The sequence below is a fragment of the Cohnella baijiui genome (assembly GCF_020731285.1).
Classification (GTDB): Bacteria; Bacillota; Bacilli; order Paenibacillales; family Paenibacillaceae; genus Cohnella.
In genome coordinates this window covers 1-318 of the sequence record NZ_JAJFOW010000194.1, presented here as the reverse complement: position 1 = coordinate 318, position 318 = coordinate 1, and the positions used below count along the sequence as shown (strand labels likewise).

Genomic DNA, 318 nt, shown 5'->3' with positions numbered 1-318 from the left:
CTTGGCATCCGCTTCGGGCAGAAGGCCGCCTGCCATCCCAATTGCTTGATAGACCCTTGCATCTGCAGATAACGTATATACACCAGGAGAGACGACTGCGCCTTTTACATCAATCACAAAGGTGGTAGGAGCAGGAACCGTTGTCTGCCTTGTTGGATCGGGGTTTTGCTTTACCTCTGCGCTCTGCTGTTCCTGTCTAGCATCCTCCTGTACAGACGGTTTTGCCTCGCTGAAGGCCAACGGATGCTCTTGCGGTGTATTTTCCATGTTATAAAAATAAACACTACTACCAAGAATAAGAAGACATATACTACTACC

1 protein-coding gene is annotated in these 318 nt (G+C 48.4%); it reads right to left on the bottom strand.

The window, feature by feature from the left end:
• Nucleotides 1–267: SLBB domain-containing protein (locus tag LKX83_RS32290; RefSeq protein ID WP_255655023.1), on the bottom strand; the 267-nt coding region annotated here is incomplete at its 3' end.
• Nucleotides 268–318: the final 51 nt, after the last annotated feature.